This is a genomic window from Actinomycetota bacterium, from assembly GCA_036280995.1.
In the GTDB taxonomy this organism is placed as follows: domain Bacteria; phylum Actinomycetota; class CALGFH01; order CALGFH01; family CALGFH01; genus CALGFH01.
This window is the reverse complement of record DASUPQ010000274.1, coordinates 1-19,546: the sequence shown is the minus strand read 5'-3', so window position 1 is coordinate 19,546 and position 19,546 is coordinate 1. Positions and strand designations below refer to the sequence as shown.

General features: G+C 74.4%; 22 protein-coding genes and 1 tRNA gene. 21 read left to right on the top strand and 2 right to left on the bottom strand.

What is annotated here, in order from left to right; translation table 11 throughout:
- The 11 genes from VF468_09235 to VF468_09185 all read left to right on the top strand — a co-directional run.
- Positions 1-661, top strand: a 661-nt coding sequence (locus VF468_09235) for a nickel-dependent hydrogenase large subunit (GenBank protein HEX5878489.1), incomplete at its 5' end; no start/stop codon positions are given.
- 10 nt (positions 662-671) lie between these two features.
- The gene (locus VF468_09230) at positions 672-1,244 is read left to right on the top strand and encodes a NifU family protein (GenBank protein ID HEX5878488.1); all 573 of its coding nucleotides are present in this window, start codon (positions 672-674) and stop codon (positions 1,242-1,244) included.
- Positions 1,241-1,909 carry a DUF5947 family protein gene (locus tag VF468_09225; GenBank protein HEX5878487.1) on the top strand — a complete coding sequence of 223 codons (669 nt, stop codon included), beginning with the start codon at positions 1,241-1,243 and terminating at the stop codon, positions 1,907-1,909. The genes VF468_09230 and VF468_09225 overlap by 4 nt, the downstream gene beginning before the upstream one ends.
- The gene (locus tag VF468_09220; GenBank protein HEX5878486.1) at positions 1,906-2,547 is read left to right on the top strand and encodes a DUF6084 family protein; all 642 of its coding nucleotides are present in this window, start codon (positions 1,906-1,908) and stop codon (positions 2,545-2,547) included. The genes VF468_09225 and VF468_09220 overlap by 4 nt, the downstream gene beginning before the upstream one ends.
- Positions 2,544-3,917, top strand: coding sequence for a hypothetical protein (locus VF468_09215; protein ID HEX5878485.1), 1,374 nt, complete (start codon positions 2,544-2,546; stop codon positions 3,915-3,917). The genes VF468_09220 and VF468_09215 overlap by 4 nt, the downstream gene beginning before the upstream one ends.
- A gap of 23 nt (positions 3,918-3,940) precedes the next feature.
- Positions 3,941-4,465 (top strand): hydrogenase maturation protease, encoded by a 525-nt coding sequence (locus VF468_09210; GenBank protein HEX5878484.1) that lies wholly within the window; start codon positions 3,941-3,943, stop codon positions 4,463-4,465.
- Between the two features lie 121 nt (positions 4,466-4,586).
- Positions 4,587-4,946 (top strand): hydrogenase maturation nickel metallochaperone HypA, encoded by a 360-nt coding sequence (locus VF468_09205; protein ID HEX5878483.1) that lies wholly within the window; start codon positions 4,587-4,589, stop codon positions 4,944-4,946.
- Positions 4,924-5,196: a HypC/HybG/HupF family hydrogenase formation chaperone gene (locus VF468_09200; GenBank protein ID HEX5878482.1), complete on the top strand. Its 273-nt coding sequence runs from the start codon at positions 4,924-4,926 to the stop codon at positions 5,194-5,196. The genes VF468_09205 and VF468_09200 overlap by 23 nt, the downstream gene beginning before the upstream one ends.
- A gap of 18 nt (positions 5,197-5,214) precedes the next feature.
- The gene (gene hypD, locus VF468_09195) at positions 5,215-6,342 is read left to right on the top strand and encodes a hydrogenase formation protein HypD (GenBank protein ID HEX5878481.1); all 1,128 of its coding nucleotides are present in this window, start codon (positions 5,215-5,217) and stop codon (positions 6,340-6,342) included.
- Positions 6,339-7,439, top strand: a complete 1,101-nt coding sequence (gene hypE / locus VF468_09190; GenBank protein ID HEX5878480.1) for a hydrogenase expression/formation protein HypE — start codon at positions 6,339-6,341, stop codon at positions 7,437-7,439. Before hypD ends, hypE begins: the two co-directional genes overlap by 4 nt.
- 12 nt (positions 7,440-7,451) lie before the next feature.
- Positions 7,452-7,880: a hypothetical protein gene (locus VF468_09185; protein ID HEX5878479.1), complete on the top strand. Its 429-nt coding sequence runs from the start codon at positions 7,452-7,454 to the stop codon at positions 7,878-7,880.
- Positions 7,881-7,981: 101 nt separating this feature from the next.
- Here the strand turns inward: VF468_09185 and hypF are convergent, their stop codons facing one another.
- Positions 7,982-10,282, bottom strand: coding sequence for a carbamoyltransferase HypF (gene hypF, locus VF468_09180; GenBank protein HEX5878478.1), 2,301 nt, complete (start codon positions 10,280-10,282; stop codon positions 7,982-7,984).
- A gap of 28 nt (positions 10,283-10,310) precedes the next feature.
- On the opposite strand from hypF, the gene VF468_09175 reads away from it, so the two are divergent.
- A complete protein-coding gene (locus tag VF468_09175) occupies positions 10,311-11,195 on the top strand; it encodes an A/G-specific adenine glycosylase (GenBank protein ID HEX5878477.1) in 885 nt (294 codons plus the stop codon).
- A 30-nt stretch (positions 11,196-11,225) separates the two neighbouring features.
- Positions 11,226-11,546 carry a hypothetical protein gene (locus VF468_09170; GenBank protein HEX5878476.1) on the top strand — a complete coding sequence of 107 codons (321 nt, stop codon included), beginning with the start codon at positions 11,226-11,228 and terminating at the stop codon, positions 11,544-11,546.
- Here VF468_09170 and VF468_09165 read toward each other — a convergent pair.
- Positions 11,533-12,123, bottom strand: coding sequence for a DUF2087 domain-containing protein (locus VF468_09165; GenBank protein HEX5878475.1), 591 nt, complete (start codon positions 12,121-12,123; stop codon positions 11,533-11,535). The two genes, VF468_09170 and VF468_09165, sit on opposite strands and share 14 nt — an antisense overlap.
- Before the next feature lie 149 nt (positions 12,124-12,272).
- On the opposite strand from VF468_09165, the gene radA reads away from it, so the two are divergent.
- From radA to VF468_09125, 8 genes are all read left to right on the top strand, one after another.
- A complete protein-coding gene (gene radA / locus VF468_09160) occupies positions 12,273-13,667 on the top strand; it encodes a DNA repair protein RadA (protein ID HEX5878474.1) in 1,395 nt (464 codons plus the stop codon).
- Positions 13,664-14,731: a DNA integrity scanning diadenylate cyclase DisA gene (gene disA, locus VF468_09155; protein HEX5878473.1), complete on the top strand. Its 1,068-nt coding sequence runs from the start codon at positions 13,664-13,666 to the stop codon at positions 14,729-14,731. The genes radA and disA overlap by 4 nt, the downstream gene beginning before the upstream one ends.
- Positions 14,732-14,838: 107 nt before the next feature.
- Entirely contained in the window at positions 14,839-15,318 is a 480-nt protein-coding gene (locus tag VF468_09150; GenBank protein HEX5878472.1) for a CarD family transcriptional regulator, read from the top strand.
- Positions 15,319-15,365: 47 nt separating this feature from the next.
- Positions 15,366-16,070 (top strand): 2-C-methyl-D-erythritol 4-phosphate cytidylyltransferase, encoded by a 705-nt coding sequence (ispD, locus tag VF468_09145; protein HEX5878471.1) that lies wholly within the window; start codon positions 15,366-15,368, stop codon positions 16,068-16,070.
- Positions 16,067-16,567 carry a 2-C-methyl-D-erythritol 2,4-cyclodiphosphate synthase gene (gene ispF / locus VF468_09140; GenBank protein HEX5878470.1) on the top strand — a complete coding sequence of 167 codons (501 nt, stop codon included), beginning with the start codon at positions 16,067-16,069 and terminating at the stop codon, positions 16,565-16,567. Before ispD ends, ispF begins: the two co-directional genes overlap by 4 nt.
- Before the next feature lie 42 nt (positions 16,568-16,609).
- Positions 16,610-18,037, top strand: coding sequence for a cysteine--tRNA ligase (gene cysS / locus VF468_09135; GenBank protein ID HEX5878469.1), 1,428 nt, complete (start codon positions 16,610-16,612; stop codon positions 18,035-18,037).
- On the top strand, positions 18,019-18,978 hold the full coding sequence (gene rlmB, locus VF468_09130) for a 23S rRNA (guanosine(2251)-2'-O)-methyltransferase RlmB (GenBank protein ID HEX5878468.1): 960 nt from the start codon (positions 18,019-18,021) through the stop codon (positions 18,976-18,978). The genes cysS and rlmB overlap by 19 nt, the downstream gene beginning before the upstream one ends.
- A gap of 23 nt (positions 18,979-19,001) precedes the next feature.
- A tRNA-Thr gene (locus tag VF468_09125) sits at positions 19,002-19,077 on the top strand.
- The last annotated feature ends 469 nt before the right edge of the window (positions 19,078-19,546 follow it).

Here is a 19,546-nt window from a genome sequence, read left to right as displayed (position 1 = left end):
CGACGGCACCGACCACCTGGCCCTGGACACCGGCGGCGGGCCGATCGCCCGGCTGTGGTCGACGGCCCTGTCCGGCCTGGTCGACATCGGCTACATCAAGGCCACCGGCAACAGCGTGGTCATCAACCTGCCCCGGACGGCCACCAGGCCCGAGAAGTCCTTCGAGTGGAAGATCCCGCAGTGGTCGAACGCGATCGAGCGCAACCGGGCCCGCACCTACTTCCAGGCGTACTCGGCCGCCGCGGCCCTGCACTTCACCGAGAAGGCGCTGGCCGAGATCCGGGCCGGCCACACCAAGACCTGGGAGACCTTCAAGGTGCCCGACGAGGCCGTGAGCGTCGGGTTCACCGAGGCCGTGCGGGGCGTGCTCTCGCACCACATGGTCATCCGCAACGGCAAGATCGCCAACTACCACCCCTACCCGCCGACGCCGTGGAACGGCAGCGTGCGCGACGTCTACGGCACCCCGGGCCCGTACGAGGACGCCGTCCAGAACACCCCCATCTTCGAGGAGAACCCACCCGAGAGGTTCAAGGGCATCGACATCATGCGGGCGGTCCGCAGCTTTGATCCGTGCCTGCCCTGCGGGGTCCACATGTACCTGGGCAACGGCAACGTGGTGAAGAAGCTGCACTCGCCGACCATGCTCAACCAGGGATAGAACCGCCGCCATGGACGAGACGCGCGACCTCAGCACGGTCGGGGCGCGGATCGAGGAGCTGATCGGCCGGATCCGCGCCGCCGGCGACCCCGCCACCGCGGAGACCGCCGAGGAGGTCGTGCGCCTGGTCGTCGAGCTGTACGGGGCGGCGCTGGAGCGGACGGTCGAGCTGGCCGGCCCCGAAGTCCTCGAACGGCTCGTGGAGGATGAGCTGGTCGCCAGCCTGCTCGTCCTCCACGGCCTCCATCCCAAGGACACCGAGACCCGGGTGGTCGAGGCGCTCGACCAGGTCCGCCCCTACCTCGGCTCCCACGCCGGCGGGGTCGAGCTGCTCGGGGTCGGCCCCGAGGGGGTGGTCCGCCTGCGCCTGGAGGGCAGCTGCGACGGCTGCCCGTCGTCGACCATGACGGTCAAGCTGGCCATCGAACGGGCCATCGAGGAGGCCGCCCCCGAGGTGACCGCCGTCGAGGTCGAGAACCTGACCCGGGAGCGGGAGCCGCAGCTGCTCCAGATCCGGACGATGCGCCCCGAGTGGCAGGAGCCGTGCCCGGCCGTCGAGACGGGGGCGGGTGCCGGCGTATGAGCTCGGGGCTGCGGCGGTTCGTGGGGCCCCAGCCGGCCGGCCCGCCGGTGCCGGGGGCGGCCCGGGAGAAACCGCGGGCGGCGCCGGGGGAGGCGTGCGAGATGTGCGCCGAGCCGATCGGCGACGGCCACTCGCACGTGGTCAACCTGGACAGCCGCCAGATCCTGTGCACCTGCCGGGCCTGCTACCTGCTGTTCACCCACCAGGGGGCGGCCGGCGGGCGCTACCGGGCGGTGCCCGACCGCTACCTGCACGACCCAGGGTTCCGGCTCGACGACGCGAGCTGGGACGCCCTCCAGATCCCGGTGCGGGTCGCCTTCTTCTTCCTCAACTCCGACCTGGGGCGGGTGGCCGGCTTCTACCCGAGCCCGGCCGGGGCCACCGAGTCGCTGCTCCCCCTGGAGGCCTGGGCCGACGTGGTCGCCGCCAACCCCGTCATGACCGACCTCGCCCCCGACGTCGAGGCGCTGCTGGTCCAGCGGGCCGGCGAGGGGTTCGAGTGCTTCCTGGTCCCGATCGACGCCTGCTACGAGCTGGTCGGCCTGGTCCGGATGCACTGGAAGGGCTTTGACGGCGGCCAGGAGGCGTGGGAGGCGATCGACGGCTTCTTCGACGCGGTCCGGGAGCGGAGCCGCCCGGTCGGAAAGGAGACCGGGGAACCGTGACCGACCTCGTGTTCGACTGCGTCGACGCCCAGCCCGACCGCTACGCGGCCGTCCCCACCCTCCAGCTCAAGCTGCGGATCTCGGAGACGACCGGCGAGCAGGTCCACGCGATCGCCCTGCGCTGCCAGATCCGCATCGAGCCCCAGCGCCGCCGCTACTCGCCGGAGGAGGCCGACGGGCTGCTGGAGCTGTTCGGCGAGCCGCCCCGCTGGGGCGACACCCTCAAGCCGATGCAGTTCGCCACCGTGTCGCTGATGGTGCCGAGCTTCACCGGCAGCATCGAGTGCGACCTGCCGGTGCCCTGCACCTACGACTTCGAGGTGGCCGCCTCCAAGTACCTGCACGCCCTCGGCGACGGTGAGGTGCCGCTGCTGCTGCTGTTCAGCGGGACGGTGTTCACCAAGGGGCTGAGCGGCTTCTCGGTCGGGCAGGTGCCCTGGCACAAGGAGACCACCTACCGGCTGCCGGTGGCGGTGTGGCGCGAGATCATGGACCGCTTCTTCCCCGGGGCTGGCTGGATCCGGATGCGGCGCGACACGCTCGACTCGCTGCAGCGCTTCAAGGCCGTCCGGGCCCTGCCGACCTGGGACGACGCCCTTGAGGCGCTGTTCAAGGAGGCCGGGGAGGCCAGGCCGTGACGGCCGCGGCCCCGTTTCCTGCCTTCGAGCTGGCCCGCAAGGTGGCCGACGCCGTCCTGTACGAGGGCTACCTGCTGTACCCCTACCGGGCCTCGGCGGCCAAGAACCAGGCCCGCTGGCAGTTCGGCGTCCTGCTGCCCCGCCGCTGGAGCGAGCACGGCCCCGAGGAGCCATGGTCGAGCCAGACCGAGTGCCTGCTCGAGCCGGAGGAGTCGACCACCGTCCGGGTCCTGGTCCGCTTCCTCCACGTGCAGGCCAAGACCGTCGAGGTGGTCGACCTCGAGGCCGGCACCTTCAACGAGGTCCCGGCCCTGCCGGTCGACGGCGCCGAGCTGGTCCCCTGGGACGAGGCGGCCGAGCAGGAGGTGACGGTCGAGGCCCCGCTGGCCCGGCTGCTCGAGGGCGAGCTGGTGACGCCGTTCGAGCGGCCCGGCGGCCGCCGGGTCGAGCCCGTCCACACCGCGGCCGGCAAGCTGGCCGGGCGGACGGTCCGGCGCCGCTGGCCGGTCCTGGGGACGGTCCGGCTGTCGGCCGAGCGCCTGGAGGGACCGTACGGCCTGGTCCGCCTGCGGCTGGTGGTCGAGAACGCCAGCGCCTGGCACCGCGCCGGGGCCGACCGGAGCGTCGCCCTGCGGCACTCGCTGGTCGCCGCCCACAGCCTCCTCGGGGTCGACCAGGGGGTGTTTCTCTCCCTGCTCGACCCGCCCGCGTGGGCCAAGCCGGCCGCCGAGGCCTGCCAGAACGTCAACACCTGGCCGGTGCTGATCGGCGAGGAGGGCCGGCGGGACGCCATGCTGTCCTCGCCGATCATCCTCTACGACCACCCGACCATCGCCCCCGAGAGCCCGGGCGACCTGTTCGACGCCACCGAGATCGACGAGATCCTCACCCTGCGGACCATGGCCCTCACCGAGGACGAGAAGCGCGAGGCCCGGGCGACCGACGAGCGGGCGGCGGCGATCATCGACCGGGTCGACAACATGCCCCCCGAACTCCTCGAGCGCCTCCACGGCGCCGTCCGCTACCTCAAGGGGGTCGAGGGGGCCGAGGCCGGCCCCCAGGCCCCCGAGCTGGTGCCGTGGTGGGACCCCGGGGCCGACCGGACGGTGTCGCCGGAGACCGACGGGGTGGTGGTGGCCGGGGTCACGGTGGCCAAGGGGAGCCGGGTGCGGCTGCGGCCGGGCCAGCGCCGGGCCGACGCCCAGGACATGTTCCTGGCCGGCCGCCTGGCCACGGTCGAGGCGGTGTTCCTGGACGTCGACGGCAACCGGCACCTGGCCGTCACCCTCGACGAGGACCCGGCGGCCGACCTGCAGCGTTGGCACGGCCGCTACCTGTATTTCTCGCCCGACGAGGTCGAGCCGCAATGAGCCTTCCCACTGGGAGCCTAGGCTTGAGGCCCCCAGACCCCCCCCGAGTGCTGGTCGCCGGGGTCGGGAACGTGTTCCTGGGCGACGACGGGTTCGGGGTCGAGGTGGCCAGGCGGCTGGCCGGCGAGCAGCTGCCCGGCTGGGTCCGGGTGGGCGACTTCGGCATCCGCGGCGTCCACCTGGCGTATGAGCTGCTGGAGGGCTACGAGGCGGCGATCCTGGTCGACGCCGCCCCCCGCGGGGAGGCCCCGGGCACGGTGTACGTGATCGAGCCCGACCTCGACGGCACCCCCGACCCGGCCGTCCAGGACGGGTCGGGGGTGCTGGTCGACGCCCACGGGATGGAGCCGGACGCGGTGTTCGCCCTGCTGAAGGCCCTCGGCGGGGACATCCCCAAGCTGCTGGTGGTCGGCTGCGAGCCGGCCGAGGTGTCGGAGCGGATGGGCCTCAGCCCGCCGGTCGCGGGCGCGGTCGGCCAGGCCGTGGCCGTCGTCCGCGAGCTCATCGGCGAGCACGAGACGAGCGGGACGAGCGGGAAGGAGGGATGAGCATGCTTCGCAAGGTGGTGCTCGGCGCGGCGCTGGTCGGGCTGGTCGCGGTCCTGCGCAAGTCGGTACCGGACCTCGCCCGCTACTTCAAGATCCGGTCGATGTAGACAGGAGGAACCGGGTGCACGAGCTGGGCCTGTGCGAGGGAGTGCTGGAGGCGGTGGAGCGGCGCGCCGCCGGGCGCCGCGTGACCCGGGTCCGGGTCCGCGTCGGAGCGCAGCACCGGGTGGTCTCCTCGGCCTTCGACCAGTCGTTCGCGCTGGTCGCCGAGGGCACGGTGGCCGACGGCGCCGCCGTCGACCTGGTGGTCGTGCCGGTGCGGGCCCGCTGCGGTGACTGCGGCAACGAGGCCGAGGCCACCGACGTCCTCGCCATCTGCCCGGCCTGCGGCGGCCTCGACATCGAGACCACCGGCGGGGACGAGCTGATCCTGGAGGCAATCCACTTGGAGGAAGACGATGTGTCTCGGCATCCCGGGTGAGATCGTCGAGCTCCTCGACGACCGTCCCGACCTGGCAAAGGTCGACGTCAGCGGGGTCAAGCGGGCGATCAACATCGGCCTGCTGGAGGACGAGAAGCTGGAGCCGGGCGACTGGGTGCTGATCCACGTCGGCTTCGCCCTGTCCAAGATCGACGAGGAGGAGGCAAAGGCGGCCCTCGACTTCCTCGAGGGGATCGGCCAGGCCTACGCCGACGAGCTGGCGGCGCTGGCCGAGTCCAGGATCGAATAGCGAGAGGAGGCCGCAGCCGTGCGCTTCGTCGACGAGTTCCGCGACGCCGAGAAGGCCCAGGCGCTCGCCGCCCAGATCGCCGCCCTGTGCGAGCCGGGCCGGCAGTACAAGTTCATGGAGGTGTGCGGGGGCCACACCCACACGATCTACAAGCACGGCCTCGAGGACTACCTGCCCGAGAGCATCACCCTGGTCCACGGGCCCGGCTGCCCGGTCTGCGTGATCCCCATGGGCCGGGTGGACGACGCCATCTTCATCGCCGAGCAGCCGGACGTGATCATGACCTCGTTCGGGGACATGATGCGGGTGCCCGGCAGCAACGGGGCGTTCTTCGACGCCACCGCCAGGGGCGCCGACATCCGGATGGTCTACTCGCCCCTGGACAGCCTCAAGATCGCCAGGCAGAACCCGGACAAGCGGATCGTGTTCATGGCCATCGGGTTCGAGACCACCGCCCCGTCCAGCGCCATGACCGTGCTCCGGGCCAAGGCCGAGGGGATCGAGAACTTCTCGATCTTCTGCAACCACGTCACCATCATCCCGGCCATCAAGGCCATCCTCGACTCGCCCGACCTGCGCCTGGACGGCTTCATCGGGCCGGGGCACGTGTCGACCGTGATCGGCTGCCGGCCGTACGAGTTCATCGCCGGCGACTACGGCAAGCCGCTGGTCTGCGCCGGGTTCGAGCCGCTCGACCTGCTGCAGTCGATCTACATGCTGATGCTGCAGCTGGCCGAGGGCCGCATCGAGGTCGAGAACCAGTACTCGCGGGTGGTGCCCTGGGACGGCAACCACAAGGCCCTCAAGGTCATCAACGAGGTCATGGAGCTGCGCCCGTACTTCGAGTGGCGCGGGCTCGGCTTCATCTCCCACTCGGCCCTGCGGGTGCGGGAGAGCTATGCCGCCTTCGACGCCGAGAGGCTGTTCCTGGTCCCCGGGGTGCGGGTCGCCGACCCCAAGGCCTGCCAGTGCGGCGAGGTCCTCAAGGGCGTGCTCAAGCCGTGGGAGTGCAAGGTGTTCGGCACCGCCTGCACCCCCGAGACACCCATCGGCACCTGCATGGTCTCCCCCGAGGGGGCCTGCGCCGCCTACTACAACTTCGGTCGCTTCACCCGCGAGCGCGTCAAGGAGGCGACGCGGACGTGACCCAGCAGTCCCAGCGCTACCAGGAGCTGAGCCGCGAGGAGCAGGTCCTCCAGCGGATCGAGAAGGCGCGGGCCCGCAAGGCCAAGCTCAAGGAGGACCGCATCACCCTGTCGCACGGGTCGGGCGGCAAGGCGACGCAGACGCTGATCGAGGCCGTGTTCCTGGAGGCGTTCTCCAACCCGCTGCTGGCCCCCCTGGAGGACGGGGCCGTGCTGGCCGCCCACGGCGGGCGGCTCGCCTTCACGACCGACTCCTACGTGGTCTCGCCGCTGTTCTTCCCCGGCGGCGACATCGGCGACCTGGCCGTCAACGGCACCGTCAACGACCTGGCGGTGAGCGGGGCCAGGCCGCTGTGGCTGTCGGCCGGGTTCATCCTCGAGGAGGGCTTCCCGGTGGCCGATCTGGAGCGGATCGTCGGCTCGATGGCCGCCGCCGCCGAGCGGGCCGGGGTCCAGGTCGTCACCGGCGACACCAAGGTGGTGCAGCGGGGCAAGGCCGACGGCTGCTACGTCAACACCGCCGGGGTCGGGGTGATCGAGCGGCCGGGCGAGCTGGGCGTGGCCACGGCCCGGCCGGGCGACGCGGTGATCGTGTCCGGGCCGATCGGGGAGCACGGCATCACCATCATGCTGGCCAGGGGCGAGCTCGACATCGAGTCCGAGGTCGCCTCGGACACGGCCCCGCTCAACGGCCTGGTCGAGCGGCTGCTGGACGCGGCCCCGGGCGTGCGCGGCCTGCGCGACGCGACCCGGGGCGGGGTGGCCACCATCTGCAACGAGGTCGCCAGGGCGGCCGGGGTCGCGGTGGTGGTCGACGAGGAGGCGGTGCCGGTCCGCCCGGACGTCCGCGGGGCGTGCGAGCTGCTCGGCATCGACCCCCTGTACGTCGCCTGCGAGGGCCGGCTGGTCGCGGTCGTCGACGGCGACCAGGTCGACGCGGCCATGGCCGCCCTGCGCTCCCACCCTCTCGGCGAGGGCGCCGCCGTCATCGGCCGGGTCAGGGACGACCCGCCCGGCCTGGTGCTGTTGAAGACGTCGTTCGGCGGGACCCGGATCGTCGACCTGCTGGTCGGGGACCCCCTGCCGCGGATCTGCTGAAAGGGGCCGGGCATGGACGAGCGCGAAGAGATCGAGCAGGTGCAGCCGGCCGGGGAGCAGGAGCCGGGCGGGCTGGTGCCGCCGTACGAGGGCCGCCAGACGGAGATGAAGGAGGGCTACGAGGAGCACACCGAGAAGGTCTTCCACGGCGCCGACGACGTCCCCCCCGGCCCCGGCCGCGAGATCTCCGACGAGGAGCGCGAGGGCGTCCCCCCGACCGACACCGAGGCCACCTCCCCGCTCGGGGTCGGCGTGAGCATGACCCGCCGCGGCGAGGACGTCGGCAGGCAGGAATCCGAGCCAGGCCGCGAGGACACCGGCACCAAGGGCGCCTCCGACCGCCCGGTCGGCGTCTCCGACGAGCGCGCCTCCACCTCGGTCGACCCCGACGAGACCGAGTCCGGCGGCCCCACCCTCCCCGCCGGCGACCAGGGCGGGTAGTTCGGGGGCTCCTGAAGGCCCCCCGGCCGGTGGGGCGGACGGGCTCTGCCTGCGGGCAGGCTGTCAGGCGAACCTTCCCAGGCGTGCTCAGGGCGCTCGCGCTAGGTCGCCCGGGCCCGCGAACGGGCGCCGGCGACCGCGGCCTGGCCGAGGCTGATGCCGCCGTCGTTGGGGGGGACCCGGGAGTGGACCAGGACCCGGAAGCCCTGGCCTTCCAGGCCCGCGACCACGCCGTCCAGGAGCAGGAGGTTCTGGAAGACGCCGCCGGAGAGGGCCACCGCCTCCAGGCCGGTGGTCTCCCTGACGGCCTGGCAGGCGGCGATGGTGGCCGCGGCCAGGCCGTTGTGGAAGCGGGCGGCGACCAGCGGCGGCGCCGCCCCGGCCTCCAGGTCCTCGACCACCGCCCGGACCAGGTCGGTCCCGGCCAGGACCAGCCCGCCAGGCCCGCCCCCCGGCCCCACCCCGGTGACCCGGGCCGGGTAGGCGGCCGGCTCGGCCGGGTCGGCGAGCTGCTCCAGCTCGACCGCCGCCTGGCCCTCGTAGTTGACCGCGTCGCGGACGCCCAGGATCGCCGCCACCGCGTCGAACAGCCGCCCGGCGCTCGAGGTCACCGGTGAGGCCGTGCCCGACCTGGCCAGGGCGACCACCCGCTCCCAGCGGCCCAGGTTGCGCCCGACCACCTCCAGCCGTTCGGGCACCTGGCCGCCGAGGGCGGCGTCCAGCCAGGCGGCGGCCATCCGCCACGGCTCCTTGATGGCGGCCGTCCCGCCCGGCATCGGCACCGTCTCCAGATGGCCGGCCCGCCGGAACCCCTCCAGGTCGGCGACCAGCAGCTCCCCGCCCCAGATGGTCCCGTCGGTGCCGTAGCCGAGCCCGTCGAAGGCGACCCCGATGACCGGCCCCGGCTCGCCGTTGTCGGCCAGGCAGGCGGCCACGTGGGCGTGGTGGTGCTGCACGCCCTCCAGCTCGACCCCGTCCAGCTCGAGCGCGTGCTTGGTCGACAGGTACTCGGGGTGCAGGTCGTGGGCGACCACCTCGGGCTCAACCTCGAACAGCCGCCGGTAGTGCTCGACCCCCTCGGTGAAGGACCGGTAGGTCTCGTAGTTCTCCAGGTCGCCGACGTGGTGGGAGACGAAGGCGCGGTCGCCCTTGGCCAGGCAGAAGGTGTGCTTGAGCTCGGCCCCGCAGGCCAGGACGTGGCGGGGGAACGGCCAGGGCAGCCCCAGCGGTTGGGGCGCGAACCCGCGGGAGCGGCGCAGGGGCAGCTCGCGCCCCCGGAACGACCGCACCACCGAGTCGTCGGCCCGGACGTGGATCGGCCGGTCGTGGACCAGGAACCAGTCGGCGATCCCGCCGAGGCGCTCCATGGCGTCGTCGTCCCGGTAGGCGATCGGCTCGTCGGAGACGTTGCCGCTGGTGAGCACGATCGGCCGCCCGACTTCGGCCAGCAGCAGGTGGTGCAGGGGGGTGTAGGGGAGCATCACCCCCAGCGACCGGTTCCCCGGCGCCACCGGCCCGGCCACGCCGGCCCGGAGGTCCGGGCGCCGCCGCAGCAGGACGATCGGGCGCCTGGGGCCGGCCAGCATGGCCTCCTCGGCCGGGTCGACCAGGCAGAGCGCCCTGGCCCCGTCCAGGTCGGCCGCCATCACCGCGAACGGCTTGTCCTCGCGGTGCTTGCGGGCCCGCAGCGCGGCCACGGCCGGCTCGCTGGCCGCGTCGGCGGCCAGGTGGTAGCCGCCGAGGCCCTTGACGGCGACCACGGCCCCGTCCCGGAGCCGGGCCGCGGCCGCCTCGAGCGGGTCGTCGCCCGCGGCCCGCCCCTCGCGGTCCAGCAGGGCCAGCGCCGGCCCGCAGGCCGGGCAGCACACCGGCTGGGCATGGAAGCGGCGGTCGGCCGGGTCGTGGTACTCGCGGGCGCAGTCGGCGCACATGGCGAAGCCGGCCATGGTGGTCGCCGGCCGGTCGTAGGGCACGTCGCGGACGATCGTGAACCGGGGCCCGCAGTTGGTGCAGTTGATGAACGGGTAGCGGTGGCGCCGGTCGGCCGGGTCGGCCAGCTCGCGCAGGCAGTCGGCGCAGGTGGCGGTGTCGGGCGACACCAGCGCCTGGCGCTCCCCGCCGGCCGCGCTGGGCGCGATGGCGAACCCGCTGATCCCGGTGGGGGCCAGCGGGGTGGCCGTCACCCGCTCGATCACGGCCAGCGGCGGCGCCTCGGCGGCCAGCGCCTCCAGGAACCGCTCGACCGACTCGGCCGCCCCCTCGACCTCGACGAACACCCCGCCGGCGTCGTTGCCGACCAGCCCGGCCAGCCCCAGCCGCCCGGCCAGGGCGTGCACGAACGGCCGGAAGCCGACCCCCTGCACGATCCCCTCGACCCGCAGCCGGGTCCGCGTGAGCGCCATGGTCAGAGCAGCTTACGATGGGCCGCGTATGGTCGAAGAGGCGTTGCTGGAGGCGACCCGGGAACGGGTGCTGGCGTGGTTCGCGGAGGCCGGGCGGGGCCTGCCCTGGCGGGCGACCCGCGACCCCTACCGGGTGCTGGTGGCCGAGGTGCTGGCCCAGCAGACCCAGGCGGCGCGGGCGGCCGCGGCCTGGCCGGCGTTCCTGGAGCGGTTCCCGGACACGGCCACCCTGGCCGCCGCCCCGCCGGCCGAGGTGCTGCGGGCCTGGCAGGGGCTGGGCTACAACCGGCGCGCCCTGGCCCTGCGCCGGACGGCCCAGGCGGTGGTGGAGCGCGGCGGCTGGCCGGACACGGTCGAGGAGCTGGCCCGCCTGCCCGGGGTCGGCCCCTACACGGCCAGGGCGGTCGCCTGCTTCGCCCTGGAGCAGCCGGTCGCCCCCGTCGACACCAACGTCGCCCGGGTGCTGGCCCGGTCCCTGACCGGCGCCGACCCGTCCCAGCTCACCCCGGCCGCCCGCCAGCGCCTGGCCGACCAGGCCATGCCCGAGGACCGGTCCTGGGCGTGGTCGTCGGCCCTGATGGACGTCGGGGCGCTGCACTGCCGGCCCAAGCCCCGCTGCGGCGGCTGCCCGCTGGAGGCGACCTGCCGCTGGCGGGCCCTCGGCCCGGCCGCGCCGCCGCCCCGGCCCCGGGCCCAGGCGCCGTTCGCCACCTCCGACCGGCGCTGGCGCGGCGCCGTGGTCCGGGCCCTGGCCGCCGCCCCCGACGGCATGGACCGGGCCGCCCTGGCCGACGCCGTCGACGCGGCCGCGGCCGACCGGCCCGCCGGCTGGTTCGACACCCTCCTGGCCGGCCTGGAGTCCGAGGGCATGGTCGCCACCGGCGCCGACGGCCTCCTGCGCCTGCCCGCGTAAGCTAGGACAGAGCGAGGGAAGGAGCACGAGATGGCTGAGAGCAAGGCCAACTGGGACCAGGTCGGGGAGGACTTCAAGGCCCTCGGCCGCCAGGTGAAGCAGCACTACGACCAGCGGCCCCGCCCCGAGCGCGGCGCCGGCCAGGAGGGCGCGGCCCCGTCGGCCGACCGCCGCAAGGTCGACGACGCCCTCGAGAAGCTGCGGGAGGCGCTCGACCAGGCGTTCAGCGCCCTCGGCGACGCCGTCCGCGACCCCCAGGTGGGCGCCCAGACCAAGAAGGCCGCGGAGTCGCTGGGCGACGCCCTGACCGCCACCTTCGCCGAGGCCGGCGAGCGGTTCAGGAAGAAGTAGGCGCGGCCAGGTCGACCGTCCCGCCGGTCCGCCAGTAGACCTTGACCGAGGCCCTCCCGGAGGGCGCCGGCACGTCCTCCCGGGCGAGGAACCCGTCGTCGACCAGGTAGCGCCGGAGCATGGCGTAGTCGGGGTGGTAGCGGCCGAGCAGCTCGTTCACCACCGGCTCGGGGTAGCGCCGCCCGGGCTCGAACAGCCCGGCCAGGTGGTCGAGCACGACCAGCCGCTTGCCCCGCGCCGCCGGCATGGCCAGCAGACGGCCGTCGTGGACGAAGCGGCGCAGCACCGCGTCCTCCGGCTCGTCGGCCGGGGCGGCGCCGGCCGCCGGGGCCGGCGGGATGGCCGCCGCCCGGAGGACCTCGGTCCGGACCCGGTACCCCTTGCCGGACTCGCCGTCGAGCAGCCCGCCGGCCACCAGCCGGCTGAGGGCCCGGGCGGCGGCCCGGGGCTCCAGCTCGGCCCGTTCGGCCACCTCGGGCAGGGTCGCGGCGCCGAGCGCGACCGCGGCCAGGGCCCGGAGCCGGTCCGGCTCGGCCAGCAGGGCCACCAGCTCACGTGGCCCGGGTGACGCGTCCATGTCCCCATTGTGGACGACATTCGATTGTCGTCGGCGCGTGCTAGCATTTCGCCTGGTGAGGGCGCCTGTCGGCGTCCTGCCGGCGGGCATCGGGCGCGCCGGTCCGGGCCGGGTGGCCCGGCCCGATGGTGGGGGCGAGCGCATCCAGCATGGCCAAGACAGTCCGGACCGCCTATGCCTGCACCGAGTGCGGGGCCGCCAGCCCGCGCTGGGTCGGCCGCTGCCCGGCCTGCGGCGCCTGGAACAGCCTGGTCGAGGAGGTGCTGGAGCGCGCCGGCCCGGCCAGGGCGACCGGCCCGGTGACCGCCCCCGTCCCCATCACCGAGGTCGCCGCCCAGGCGGGCGCCCACCGGCCCACCGGCGTCGGCGAGCTCGACCGGGTCCTCGGCGGCGGCCTGGTGCCCGGGTCGGTGGTGCTGCTGGCCGGCGAGCCCGGCATCGGCAAGTCGACCCTGCTGCTCGGGGTCCTGGCCGGCCTGGCCGCCGACGGCCCGGTGCTCTACGTCTGCGCCGAGGAGTCGCGCGAGCAGGTGCGGCTTCGGGCCGAGCGCCTCGGGGCCCTGCACCCGGGGCTCCTGCTGGCCGCCGAGACCGACCTCGGGTCCGTCCGCGCCCTGGTCGAGCGGGTCGAGCCGGCCGTGGTCGTGGTCGACTCGGTCCAGACCGTGGCCGACCCGGAGCTGGCCGGCGCCCCCGGCGGCGTCGGCCAGGTCCGCGAGGTCGCCGCCCAGCTGGTGCGGCTGGCCAAGGAGCGCTCGATCGCCACCTTCCTGGTCGGCCAGGTCACCAAGGAGGGCGCCGTCGCCGGCCCCAAGACCCTTGAGCACCTGGTCGACGTGGTCCTCAACTTCGAGGGCGACCAGCACCACGCCCTGCGCCTGGTCCGCTGCACCAAGAACCGCTTCGGCCCGGCCTACGAGGTCGGCTGCTTCGAGATGACCGAGGCCGGGCTGGAGCCGCTGGCCGACCCGTCGCGGCTGTTCCTCTCCGCCCGCTCGGCCGGGGTGCCCGGGGTCGCCTGCACGGTCAGCCTGGAGGGCCGCCGGCCCCTCGTCACCGAGGTCCAGGCGCTGGTCGTGCCCACCGGGGTGGCCGTGCCCCGGCGCACCGCCCAGGGGCTGGACGCCGGCCGGCTGGCCATCCTGGTCGCCGTGCTCGACCGCCGGGCCCGGATCGGGCTGGCCGGCAACGACGTGTTCGCCGCCACCGCCGGCGGGGTCAGGATCGGCGAGCCCGCCGCCGACCTGGCCGTCTGCCTGGCCCTGGCCTCGGCGGCCCGCGACCGGCAGGTGCCGTCCGACCTGATCACCATCGGCGAGGTCGGCCTGGGCGGCGAGGTCCGCCCGGTGCCGCAGCTGCCGCGCCGCCTGGCCGAGGCGGCCCGGCTCGGCTTCCGCCGCGCCCTCGTCCCCGCCACCGGCCTGCCCGCCGCGGCCAGGTCCGCCGATATCGAGCTCGACCCGGTCGGCTCCGTGGTCGAGTCCCTGTCGGTCCTGGCGCCGACCCCCACCCCGGCCCCGCCCCCGATCCGGGTGGTGCGATGAGTCTCGACGACCGCCTGCTCGACGTGCTGCGGCAGGTCGCCCCGGGGACGGCCCTGCGGCCCGGGCTCGAGCGGATCCTGCGCGCCAACACCGGTGCCCTGATCGTGCTCGGCTCGCCCCCGCAGGTGGAGGCGCTGTTCACCGGCGGCTTCCAGATCGACGTGCCGTTCACCGCCCAGCGCCTGTCCGAGCTGGCCAAGATGGACGGCGCCCTGGTCCTGGACGAGACGGCCGGCCGCATCCTCTGGGCCAACGTCCACCTGATGCCCGACCCGGCCATCGCCACCGTCGAGACCGGCACCCGCCACCGCACCGCCGAGCGGGTGGCCAGGCAGGCCGGGGTGCCGGTGATCTCGGTCTCCCACTCCATGCGCACCATCACCCTGTACGTCGAGGACTGGCGTCACGTGCTCGAGGACGTCGGCTCGGTGCTGTCCCGGGCCAACCAGGCGGTCGCCACCCTGGAGCACTACCGGGCCCGCTTCGACGAGGCCAGGACCGCCCTGGACGTGTGCGAGCTGCACGGCCAGGCCACCCTCAGGGACGTCCTGACCCTGCTCGGCCGGGCCGAGCTGGTCTGCCGGGTGGCCGGCGAGCTGGAGCAGTACGTGGCCGAGCTGGGCAGCGAGGGCCGCCTGCTGCGGCTGCAGATGGAGGAGCTGAGCGCCGGCGTGGAGGACGAGGAGCGGCTGGCCGTCCGCGACCACCTGCGGCCGCGTCCCGGCTGGGAGGTGGCGGGGGTGCTGGCCGAGCTGCGCCGCCTGACCCCCGAGGAGCTGTCGGACCTGGCCGCCGTGGCCAAGGCGATCGATCTCACCGGCGACCCCGAGGCCCTCGACGCCCCCCAGGTCCCGCGCGGCCACCGCCTGCTGGCCAGGGTGCCGCAGCTGCCGCCGTCGGTGGTCGAACGGGTGGTCGAGCGCTTCGGCTCGCTCAAGGTGATCCTGGCCGTCGGCCCGGAGGACCTGGAGGAGGTCGAAGGGGTCGGCGCCGGGCGGGCCCGCCTCCTCCGCGAGGGGCTCCTGCGCCTCGCCGACGGCGCCCGCCTCGACGGCGACGCATGACCCTGGCCCATGTCAATCAGGCCATCTACCTGCGACTTCGTTTGTACGTAGGCCCTCGGAAATGTTATCCTGTTTAGTGTTCCGTTCGAGGGAAGGGGTTTTCGCGTATGTTCAAGGTCGGCGACAGCGTCATCTACCCACAGCATGGGGCCGCGGTCATCGAAGGCCTCCAGGATCGTGAGGTAGGCGGCGAGACCAGGGAGTACCTGGTCCTCAAGCTGACATATGGCGACCTGACCCTCATGGTGCCCCGCGACAACTGCCAGGAGGTCGGGATTCGCGAGGTCTGCAGCTCCGAGGACGTCGAAGGCGTCCTCGAGATCCTGCGCACTGGCGAGTCCTCGACCCAGGGCAACTGGAGCCGCCGCTTCAAGGGCAACATCGAGCGCCTCCAGTCCGGGGACATCTTCCAGGTCGCCGAGGTCGTCCGCGACCTCACCGTGCGCGACCGCGAGAAGGGCCTCTCCGCCGGCGAGAAGCGCATGCTCCAGCGCTCCCGCCAGATCCTCGTCTCCGAGCTGGTGCTCGCCTGCCACTGCGACGAGGGCAAGGCCGTCCTGCTGGTCGACGAGGCGCTCGAGTCGTAGTCAGCCCGGACGCTTCCGTCACGCCCACCGCCGCCGCGGCGGTGGCGGTGGGCGTGGTTGTGCCGGCCGCCGGCGGCGGCCTGCGCCTCGGCGGCACCGGCCCCAAGGCCCTGGTCGAGCTGGCCGGGCGGGCCCTGCTGGCCCACGCCGTCGAGGCGGTCGAGGCCAACGCCAGCACGGTCGCGGTGGTGGTGGTCAGCCACCCGGACGCCCTGGAGGCCACCGGCAAGCTGATCGCCGAGGAGGGCTTCGCCAAGGTGACCGCCGTCGTCGCCGGCGGGCCGACCCGCCAGGCCAGCGTGGCCGCCGGCCTGCGCGCCCTGCCGCCGGGGCCGGGCTACGTCGCCGTCCACGACGCCGCCCGCCCCCTGACCGCCCACGGAGCCGTCGACCGCATGCTCACGCTGCTCCTGGAGGCGGGGGCGGCCGGGGTGGTCCCCGGGGTGCCGGTGACCGACACCATCCGCCATGTCGACGCCGGCCGCCGTTCCACCGGTCTGGTCAACCGCGACCAGCTCCGCGCCATGCAGACCCCCCAGCTGTTCGTGCGCGAGGTGCTGGAGGAGGCGCACCGGCGCGCCCGCCGTGACCGGGTCGAGGCGGTCGACGAGGCCGCCCTGGTCGAGCTGGCCGGCCACCGGGTCCAGGTGGTGCTCGGCGATCCCGAGAACCTCAAGGTGACGACCCCGCTCGACCTGGCCGTCGCCGAGACCCTGCTGGCCCGCCGCAATCGGGGGCGGGGCGGGCTGTGAGCCTGCCGCCGCTGCGGGTCGGCCAGGGTGTCGACGCCCACCCGCTGGTCGCCGGGCGGCCGCTGGTCCTCGGCGGGGTACGGGTGCCGTTCGAGCTCGGCCTGGACGGCCACTCCGACGCCGACGTGGTCGCCCACGCCGCCTGCGACGCCGTGCTCGGCGCGGCCGGCCTGCCCGACCTGGGCCAGCACTTCCCCTCCGCCGACCCCCGCTGGAAGGACGCCTCCAGCCTGGAGCTGTGTGCCAGGGTGGCCGAGCTGGTCGCGGCCGGCGGCTGGACGGTCGTCAGCCTGGACGTGGCCGTCCTCTGCGACCGGCCCCGCCTCGGCCACCTGATCGCCACCATGGCCGCCAACCTGGCCGCCGCCCTCGGCCTGGAGCCGGCCCGGGTCCGGGTCACGGCCAAGTCCACCGACGGCCTCGGCTTCTGCGGCCGCGGCGAGGGGATCGCCGCCACCGCCGTCTGCCTGGCCGCTGAGCAGCCGGTTCGCGGGTAGGATACGAGCTCACCGCCGATCGGAACCCGGAGCCGAACCACCGTGGCCCTCCAGCTCCACAACACGCTCACCCGCCGCAAGGAGCCGTTCACGCCCCGCGACCACGGCCGGGTGGGGATCTACGTGTGCGGGCCCACCGTCTACGGCGAGCCCCACATCGGCAACCTCCGGCCCGTGGTCGTGTTCGACGTGCTCCGCCGCCACCTGACCGCCTCCGGCCACCAGGTCCTGCTGGTCCGGAACTACACCGACGTCGACGACAAGATCATCAACGCCGCCGGCCACGACCCGCTGCAGGCGTTCGTGGTGGCCGAGCACTGGGGGCGGGTCTACGACGAGATCACCGCCGCCCTCGGCGTGCTGCCGCCCGACATCGCCCCCAGGGCCAGCGCCCACATCCCGGAGATGCTGGCCCTGATCGCCCGGCTGGTCGACGCCGGGCTCGCCTACCAGGCCGGCGCCGACGTCTACTTCGCCGTCGGCAAGTGGCCCGAGTACGGCAAGCTGTCCCACCGCGACCTGGGCGAGCTCCAGGCCGGCGCCCGGGTCGAGGTCAACCCGGACAAGCGCGACCCGCTCGACTTCGCCCTGTGGAAGGGTGCCAAGCCCGGCGAGCCCACCTGGGGCTCGCCCTGGGGCCCGGGACGCCCCGGCTGGCACATGGAGTGCTCGGCCATGGCCGGCAAGTACCTCGGCACCGGCTTCGACATCCACGGCGGCGGCGAGGACCTGATCTTCCCCCACCACGAGAACGAGATCGCCCAGTCCGAGGGCGCCACCGGCGAGCCGTTCGCCCGCTACTGGCTCCACAACGCCTTCCTCGAGCTCAAGGGCGAGAAGATGGCCAAGTCCGTCGGCAACGTGGTCAGCCCCCGCGAGCTCCTGCGCCGCCACCGCGGGGTGGTCCTCCGCTACGCCCTCCTCGGCGCCCACTACCGCAGCCCCCTGGAGTTCTCCGAGGAGGTCCTGGCCGACGCCGCCGCCAGCTACGACCGCCTGGCCACGTTCGCCACCAACGCCGCCCGGGCCCTCGCCCTCGCCGGCGGGGACGGCGCGGACGCCGATGCCGGCGGCCCCCAGGACGTGGGCGGGTGGCGGGACCGCTTCCAGGCCGCCCTCGACGACGACCTGAACGTCCCCGCCGCCCTGGCCGTGCTGTTCGACCTGGTCGCCGAGGCCAACCCGCTGATCGTCCGGCTGGAGCGGGGCGACCACGACGCCACCGGCCCGCTCCGGGACCGCTTCGCCACCTTCCTCGACCTGGCCGGCCGCCTCGGCTTCACCCCGCTCGACGACCTGCCCGACCCGGCGGCCTTCCGCCCGCTGCTCGACCTCCTCCTCGACCTCCGCGAACGCGCCCGCGCGGCCCGCGACTTCGCCGCCGCTGACGCCATCCGCGACCGCCTGGCCGAGGCCGGCATCCGGGTCGAGGACCGCCCCGGCGGCCCCCGATGGCACCTCCTCCCGTAGGCGGCCGCCGGCGGCGCGACGGCGATCCACGCCCGGCCAAGGCCCGCCGCGACCGCGACGGCGGGGGAGAGGTCCGCCGCCCCCAGGCCCCGTCCGAGAAGCGCCGCGGCGGCTCCGGCGCCCGCAAGGCCAAGCAGTCCCGCCGCCGCGACCAGCTCGACGCGGCCCGCGAGGCGGTCCGCCCTGGCCAGGGCCGCACCCTGATCGAGGGCCGCCGCCCGGTCGTCGAGGCCCTCCGCGCCGGCCGCCCCATGGACCGGATCCTGCTCGCCTCCGGCGCCGGCCGGTCCGCCCTGGGCGACCTCCTCGACCTCGCCCAGCGCCGCGGCGTCGAGGTCCAGACCGTCCCCCGCTCGGTGATCGACGCCGAGGCCCGCAGCGGCGCCCACCAGGGCGTCCTCGCCGTCGTCGCCCCCATTGAGCCGATCGGCCTGACCGAGCTCCTCGCCGTCCCCCTCGCCGGCCGCGACCCCCCCTTCTTCCTCGCCCTCGACGGCGTCGAGGACCCCCACAACCTCGGCGCCCTCGCCCGCAGCGCCGAAGCCGCCGGCTGCCACGGCCTCATCCTCCCCCGCCACCGCAGCGCCCCCCTCTCCGCCGTGGCCGTCAAGTCCTCGGCCGGCGCCCTCGAGCACCTCCCCGTCGCCGAGGTCCCCAACCTCGCCCGCGCCGTCGACCAGCTCCGCGCCGCCGGCGTCTGGTGCATCGGCCTCGACGGCGCCGCCGACGCCAGCCTCTTCACCCTCGACCTCGCCGACGAGCCCGTCTGCATCGTCGTCGGCAGCGAAGGCACCGGCCTCCACCGCCTCGTCCGCGACTCCTGCGACGTCCTCGTCCGCATCCCCATGTCCGGCCGGATCGAGAGCCTCAACGCCTCCGTGGCCGGCGCCCTGGCCCTGTTCGAGGTCCACCGCCGCCGCCACTCCCGGCCCACCCCCTGATCACGTACCCTCTCTACCAACCCGCTGGCGTGGCGCAACCGGCAGCGCAGCTGTCTTGTAAACAGCAGGTTGGGGGTTCGAGTCCCCCCGCCAGCTCCAAACCCGCGGGTCAGAGGCCGCTTGTCAGGCCGGTTCTGTAGGTGGGCGGCGCTGCCCCAGTGGCACTCACGCGGGCATCGGCATCCAGTCGATTGGCACGGTGAGTCGGGGTCCTTGGCCTCTACAGGGGAAGACCAGCGGTGGCTACGGTGAGGCTGGCAGCGTTCCGGTGAACACCCCGGGCAGGGGCACGGCAACAAGCCCGACGCCGCGACAGGCGTCCAGGCGGGGTTCAACTCCCCGCGCTGCCGCCAAGTCCGCCAGGGCCTGCTGTCCCACCGGGATAGGACCGCATGGCTCCTGCCAATGGACCCTGTACCCAGAAGACTGGGAGCGTAAGGAGAGAAGCGAGGAAGGGAGGCGGATCTCATGACCTCCTCGCTGACAGCGCTCCGGCCACCGCCGGCCCTCCGACCGCCGCCCACCCCGCCCAGGCCGACAGGGCCGACCATTGGGTACCGGCTTGGCC